Annotated in this window: 7 protein-coding genes; 5 read left to right on the forward strand and 2 right to left on the reverse strand. The window is 60.8% G+C overall.

All coding sequences use genetic code 11. From position 1 onward, the window contains the following. Positions 1–19 precede the first annotated feature (19 nt). The gene (locus ACESMZ_RS16775) at positions 20–403 is read left to right on the forward strand and encodes a cell division inhibitor SulA (RefSeq protein ID WP_372958315.1); all 384 of its coding nucleotides are present in this window, start codon (positions 20–22) and stop codon (positions 401–403) included. A gap of 30 nt (positions 404–433) precedes the next feature. Here ACESMZ_RS16775 and ACESMZ_RS16780 read toward each other — a convergent pair whose 3' ends face one another. Continuing rightward, positions 434–694, reverse strand: coding sequence for a hypothetical protein (locus ACESMZ_RS16780; RefSeq protein WP_372958308.1), 261 nt, complete (start codon positions 692–694; stop codon positions 434–436). Between the two features lie 31 nt (positions 695–725). After that, entirely contained in the window at positions 726–1199 is a 474-nt protein-coding gene (locus tag ACESMZ_RS16785; RefSeq protein WP_372958309.1) for a DUF6586 family protein, read from the reverse strand. Positions 1200–1362: 163 nt separating this feature from the next. Here ACESMZ_RS16785 and ACESMZ_RS16790 point away from each other — a divergent pair, with 163 nt between their 5' ends. From ACESMZ_RS16790 to ACESMZ_RS16805, 4 genes are all read left to right on the forward strand, one after another. Next, on the forward strand, positions 1363–1695 hold the full coding sequence (locus ACESMZ_RS16790; RefSeq protein ID WP_372958310.1) for an SOS cell division inhibitor: 333 nt from the start codon (positions 1363–1365) through the stop codon (positions 1693–1695). A 180-nt stretch (positions 1696–1875) separates the two neighbouring features. Then, on the forward strand, positions 1876–3324 hold the full coding sequence (locus tag ACESMZ_RS16795) for a sigma-54 dependent transcriptional regulator (RefSeq protein WP_372958311.1): 1449 nt from the start codon (positions 1876–1878) through the stop codon (positions 3322–3324). A gap of 142 nt (positions 3325–3466) precedes the next feature. Beyond that, positions 3467–4729 carry a sensor histidine kinase gene (locus ACESMZ_RS16800; RefSeq protein WP_372973036.1) on the forward strand — a complete coding sequence of 421 codons (1263 nt, stop codon included), beginning with the start codon at positions 3467–3469 and terminating at the stop codon, positions 4727–4729. Between the two features lie 25 nt (positions 4730–4754). Continuing rightward, complete coding sequence (locus tag ACESMZ_RS16805) at positions 4755–6218, forward strand: sigma-54-dependent transcriptional regulator (RefSeq protein WP_372958316.1); 1464 nt, start codon at positions 4755–4757, stop codon at positions 6216–6218. The last annotated feature ends 133 nt before the right edge of the window (positions 6219–6351 follow it).

Genomic DNA, 6351 nt, shown 5'->3' on the forward strand with positions numbered 1-6351 from the left:
GAGTGTAAACACAGAGTTGATGCCGGTTACCGGGTCAGCACCGGATCCCCGTGGAAATGTGACCGAGGTGATTCTGCCGCCGGGGCAGGTAGAGAATTTCCAGTTGTTGCTTCCCATGCTGACCCAGCTGAACCAGGAGCGACGGTGGCTGGCCTGGATCGACCCGCCCCAGGAGCTGGTCAGCAAGTGGCAGACCATGCATGGCATTGTTGCCAGCGAACTGCTGGTGCTGAGGTCAAGCCGGGACTATTCAGCCTTCGCGCTGGCCGAACGGGCGCTGGGTGCCGGTACCTGCCATGCGGTGGTCATGTGGACCACTCGACTGTCGAACCGTGATTTCGGAGCGCTGGAACAGGCGTCTGCCCGTGGCCAGAGCCACGGGGTGATTCTTCGGTGCCGGTAAGACGGCTTTCGGGGTGGCCCGGGATACCGGTCAGTGAAGGGTGTGGTGGGCGTGCAGCTCGAAATCGTCCGGATCAGCGTCTTCCCAGTCCACTGCGTCATTGAGGTGGCTCACCGCCTGAATGCCGGCGTCAATCATGGCGCGGGCAACGGTCATGTCCCGGTTTTCCATAAGCTCACGGGCCTCCTGGGAAAAGGAGATCTTCACCAGCGGGGCTGATTCATCGTCCACGCGCTTTAGCGCATAGTCGCCGTCGCTCAGTTGTACAATTTCAAAGAATGAAGGTGACATAGAATCCTTACATCAAGCCCGGGCCAGGTTGCTACCACTCGGCATGGCGCTCGCCCAGGTCTGTCATGAATGCTTTCATGGCTGCCAGTGTTTCCAGCAGGCCATCCGCGGAGCGATCTGGCCCGGCAGCCGCCGATACAGCGATAATGTTCTCTTCCGATACGGTTTTCTGTTGCCGGGGCGGCTCGCTCTGGGCCACCTCCAGCTGGTCCAGGTGATTCAGCCAACTGCCGGGGGTGCGGGCCAGTCCGGTCAGGAGCTCAGCATCTGGTGTATCGGCTATGAGAGCGGTCAGCTCTTCCACTGAGGCTGGTGTGGCCCGGTTCTGCTGGTGATAACGGGCGACCAGCACAAACATCAGCCGGCGGGCCCGCAGGGCCAGCTCGATGGCTCCCTGTAACGTGGCTTCCCGATCGGTGGGGGAAGCCTGCTTGCGGGACAGTCCGGCCAGCTGGGTTGCCAGATAGAGCTTTTGTGACACCAGAGTCTGCCACTGTGCTGACATGGCTGGCGGTACCTCGTCGGATGAATCGCTGATTAACGGCATATGGTATCAGAATTGACGTTCAATTTCTTCCGCTTTATGTCTGTATACTGGTAAACACGCTGCCGGTTTTCGCAGGCACTCAGTATTTCAGCCGGCCGCCCCATTGTTCCGGAGGTTAACCATGTCCAACGACGCCCAGAAATCTCTCGCACGGCTCGATGAACGCATCGCCCAACTGCAACAGTCACTGGAGGAACGGGACTGGACCCGGCTGGGGGAGCTGAACAGTGACGTTCGGGCCCTGATAGATCCGGTCATGGACGCCATGGAGCAGCGCCAGCTGTCGCCGACGGAGGTTCAGCAGCGGTTACGGACCCTGGAGCGGTTCGTGGAACAGGCGGATGCGGAGGCCCGTCAGGTTCGGGATGAGGCGAAGGAAGCTCTTGAGCAGGTGGGGCAGAACCGCAAGGCAGCCAGCGCCTACGCGAAGGTGTCGGGGCGGGACCGGTCGTGAGGGGCGTTTTCACGTCATTTCCGATTGCTGTTGATGCTGTGCCTGTGACTCGCGTCATAAAATTGACTCTCATCCATTAAACGTCTTAAATACCGCACAAACAATATCGCTGGACGGAACAGGGCTGCCCGGGCCCGGGTCCGTTATTTCTCGCTGTGCTGACCAAGAGATTCAATCTGAATGTCGATGACCGATACTGTGCTGGTGCTGAGCAGGGACGACTCACGGGCCAGGGATCTTAAAACCATACTGGAATTCATTGGCAAGGAAACGGTGCTCGATGATGATGCCTCCCGCGAACGTCTGGCCAGTGGTAACGAATGTGCCCTGGCGGAACTGGGCGTGGCAGTGATCGGCGGCGATGACGACAGTCAGTTGCACGCTGACATTGAGGCTGTCTGCAACGCTGAGTCCGGGCTGCCAATCCTGGTGGTAGGGGATCCCGATCTGAGCGGTCTGGACAAGGACTGCCAGGCACGGGTGATCGCTCGTCTGGAATGGCCCCCCAATTACACCAAGCTGATTGATTCACTGTATCGGGCACAGGTCTATCGCGACCAGTACACCCGGGCGAGGGGGCGTGGTCAGCAGCGGGACGTTATGCTGTTCCGCAGCCTGGTGGGTACCTCCCGCAGCGTAAAGGGCGTGAGGGAGCTGATGGGCCAGGTGGCGGACAAGGACGTAAGTGTGCTGATCACCGGCGAGTCCGGCACCGGCAAGGAAGTGGTCGCCCGCAATCTTCATTACCATTCGCCCCGCCGGGAGAAACCCTTCGTACCGGTCAACTGTGGCGCTATTCCTGCGGAACTCTTGGAAAGCGAGTTGTTCGGCCATGAGAAAGGCGCTTTCACCGGGGCTATCACCGCCAGGGTGGGCCGCTTCGAGCTGGCAGAAGGCGGCACCCTGTTTCTCGATGAAATCGGCGACATGCCCCTCAATATGCAGGTAAAAATCCTGCGCGTCCTGCAGGAACGTACCTTTGAGCGGGTGGGCAGCAACCGGACCCAGAGTGCCGATGTGCGTATCGTTGCGGCCACCCACAAGAACCTTGAGGACATGATCGAGAAAGGGGATTTCCGGGAAGATCTCTATTACCGGCTCAATGTGTTTCCCATCGAAATGCCGCCGCTGCGGGAGAGGGCAGAAGACATCCCCTTGCTGATCAACGAGCTGATCGCCCGCATGGAGAAGGAAAAGCGTGGGTCTCTGCGCCTGAACTCCGCCGCCATTCTCAGTCTGTGCCGCCACGACTGGCCGGGTAACGTGCGCGAGTTGGCCAATCTGGTGGAGCGACTCGCAATCATGCATCCCTATGGGGTTATCGGGGTGCAGGAATTGCCGAAGAAGTTCCGTTATGTGGACGACTACGATGAAGATATGCCGGGGGAGGAGCCTATGCCAGCTGCCGGTATGCCCGGTCTGGTGGGGCTGGATTCGCCAGCGCTGTTACCGGTTAATGGCCTCGACCTGAAAGATTACCTGTCAAACCTGGAAAAGCAGCTTATCCAGCAGGCTCTGGACGAGGCCAACGGTGTCGTGGCCCGGGCTGCGGAAAAGCTGCGAATCCGCCGTACCACGCTGGTGGAAAAGGTGCGTAAATACGGGCTTCGTGAAGAAGAAGACAGCTGACGGTTTTTTGTCGTCTCTGGTTTTGCAGCCTCGAACTTTTGGCAGATCGTATTCCAGGCTTCTGTATTAAAAGGAATAAATAGTTCTGGCACGTCTCCTGCTAAACCGCTCCTGAATCATTACATTATGGTCAGGGGGAAGCATGAGACAGATCCAGACGGCAGTACCTGCCTCCCGTTCCGGGAAGTTCGGTTCCGCGGGCCCAAGGGACGCCGCGGCGGACGCCAATGACAAGGTAACCGCACTGTTTCCGGCACAGGACGACGACGCGGCCGTGGACTCCGCCCTGGATCTGTTCAATCAGATGTCCCGCCAGATCACGGACTCGTATCGTACCCTGGAGTCCCGGGTTAACCAGCTTTCCGGTGAGCTCACCGCCGAGACCCGTCAGCGCCAGCGTGAGCTGGAAGAGAAAGAACGCCTCGCGGACCGCCTTTCCACCCTGTTATCAGCATTGCCCGCTGGCGTTATCGTTCTGGACAGTCAGGGCAGTGTTGCCCAGTGTAACCCCGCTGCCGTGGCTCTGCTCGGCGAACCCCTGGAAGGCGAGCGTTGGGTGAGCGTGATCCAGCGCTGTTTCGCCCCCCGCCGTGACGACGGCCATGAGGTCTCCCTCAAGGATGGTCGCAGGGTCAGTATCGAAATCCGCACCATGGAAAATGAGCCCGGCCAGCTGATTCTGCTTACCGACCTCACCGAGACCCGTCAGCTCCAGTCCCAGCTGGCCCACGCCCAGCGGTTGTCCGCCATGGGTCGCATGGTGGCATCTCTGGCTCATCAGATTCGTACACCGTTGTCCGCTGCCATTCTTTATGGCGGACACCTGTCCCAGCCAGACCTGGATGAGGAGCTGCGCCAGCGCTGTGCCAGTCGCCTGATGTCCCGCCTGACCCATCTGGAGTCCCAGGTGCGGGATATGCTCACCTTTGCCCGTGGCGAAACCCGGCTGGCGGAAGCTCTTTCTTCGGACCGGATCGGCGAGGGCCTGCGGGCCGCCGTCGACGGTCTCAACCTCGCAGACAGCCAGCAGGTGGAGCTGGTTAGCCGGGGTGTCCCGGTGCCGCTGATGTGTAACCAGGAAGCGCTGGTAGGCGCCTGCATGAACCTGGTCAATAACAGTCTGGAAGCCGGCGCTGAAAAGGTTGAAATTTCCCTGACCGGTGACCGGGACGAGCTGGTTATCGCGGTGGCCGACAATGGCCCGGGGTTCCCTGAGCAACAGGCTGATCAGCTGATGGAAGCTTTCTATACCACCAAGTCTCACGGCACTGGCCTGGGACTGGCTGTGGTGCAGGCGGTGGTCAAGGCCCATAACGGCCGGTTCAGCCTGGCCCCCATGCCCGGTGGTGGCGCCTGTGCGTCAGTCCGTTTGCCGGCCACCCGCAACCCGAAAACAACATCCTGACAGAAAAGGAACGTCGGAGGACATGATGGCCCGACCCCAGATTCTTATTGTTGAAGACGATCATGACCTGCGCGAGGCGCTGGTCACCACGCTTGAGCTGGCACGCTTTCGTGTGCGGGAGGCGGCATCTGGCGAAAAGGCGCTGGAGGAGCTGGCCCGCGGGCCGGTGGACATGGTGGTCAGTGACGTCAATATGCCCGGCATGTCCGGCCATGAACTGCTGGCCGAGGTGCTGAAAAAGTACCCGGGCCTGCCCATGATGCTGATCACCGCCTATGGTCAGATCAGCGATGCGGTCAGCGCCATGCAGACCGGCGCCATCGATTACCTGGTCAAGCCCTTTGAGCCCCAGGTGCTGGTGGAAGCGGTGGACAAGGTAGTGGGCGCCACCGTCAGCCGTCGTCGCAGCAGTGACGACCCGGTGGCGGAAGACCCGATCAGCAAGCGCTTGTTCCAGCTGGCGAAAAAAGTGGCTGCCAGCGACTCCACCGTGATGATTTCCGGCGAGAGTGGCACCGGCAAGGAAGTGCTGGCCCGCTTTATTCACCAGAATTCCGGCCGCAGTGATCAGCCCTTCGTGGCCATCAACTGCGCGGCGATTCCCGAGAACATGCTCGAAGCCATTCTGTTTGGTCACGAGAAGGGGGCCTTCACCGGGGCCCATGCCTCGGTACCGGGCAAGTTCGAACAGGCCAATGGCGGCACCATCCTGCTGGACGAGATTTCCGAGATGGATTTGGGCTTGCAGTCCAAGCTGTTGCGGGTTCTGCAGGAGCGTGAGGTAGAACGGGTCGGCGGCCGTCGCACCATCTCTCTGGATGTACGTGTGCTGGCAACCACCAACCGGGATCTGGCGGACTATGTGCGGGAAGGCAAGTTCCGGGAAGATCTCTACTACCGGCTGAGCGTCCTTCCCATGCACTGGCACCCGTTAAGGGATCGTCCGAAAGACATTCTTCCGCTGGCGGAACACCTGTTGCGTCAGCACAGCCGCAAGATGAAACTTACCGGCATTACGCTGGGCGCCGGCGCCCGCCAGGCAATGCAGAACCACCGCTGGCCTGGCAACGTGCGGGAGCTCGACAATGCCATTCAACGGGCGCTGGTGCTGCATCAGGGTCCTGAAATCCAGGCTGAGGACCTGTGCCTGGATATGGGAATTACCGGACTGGACAGTGTGGCCGCCAGTCCTGTGGCGCAGTCAGCACCGGTTCAGGCCGAGCCGCCGGTCAGTGGGAGTGCCGGTGAGCAGTTCTCAGCTGAAGCCGCCCACGCAGCCTCCGGGCCGGCGGACGAGTCCGCCTCGTTGGGGGATGAGATCCGGCGCCGGGAGTTCCGTATTATCATTGACACCCTCCGGCGCGAGCGGGGGCGTCGCAACCGGGCTGCCGAGCAGTTGGGTATCAGCCCCAGGACGCTGCGTTACAAGCTGGCCCAGATGCGGGACTTCGGCATCGACCTGGATGCCGAGCTGGCAATGGCCGGCTGATTCCCGACGTTCTCCGGAAAGGCGCCTGCAGGCGCCTTTTTCGTAGTGCGCCAGGCATGGCGCGTAGCGCCTTGACGGCGCTGTTCCGGTCCAGGTGGTGCTGGCCGGATGACTTGGGGGTGCAAGTCCCCTG

Source organism: Marinobacter sp., assembly GCF_041690615.1.
GTDB lineage: Bacteria > Pseudomonadota > Gammaproteobacteria > Pseudomonadales > Oleiphilaceae > Marinobacter.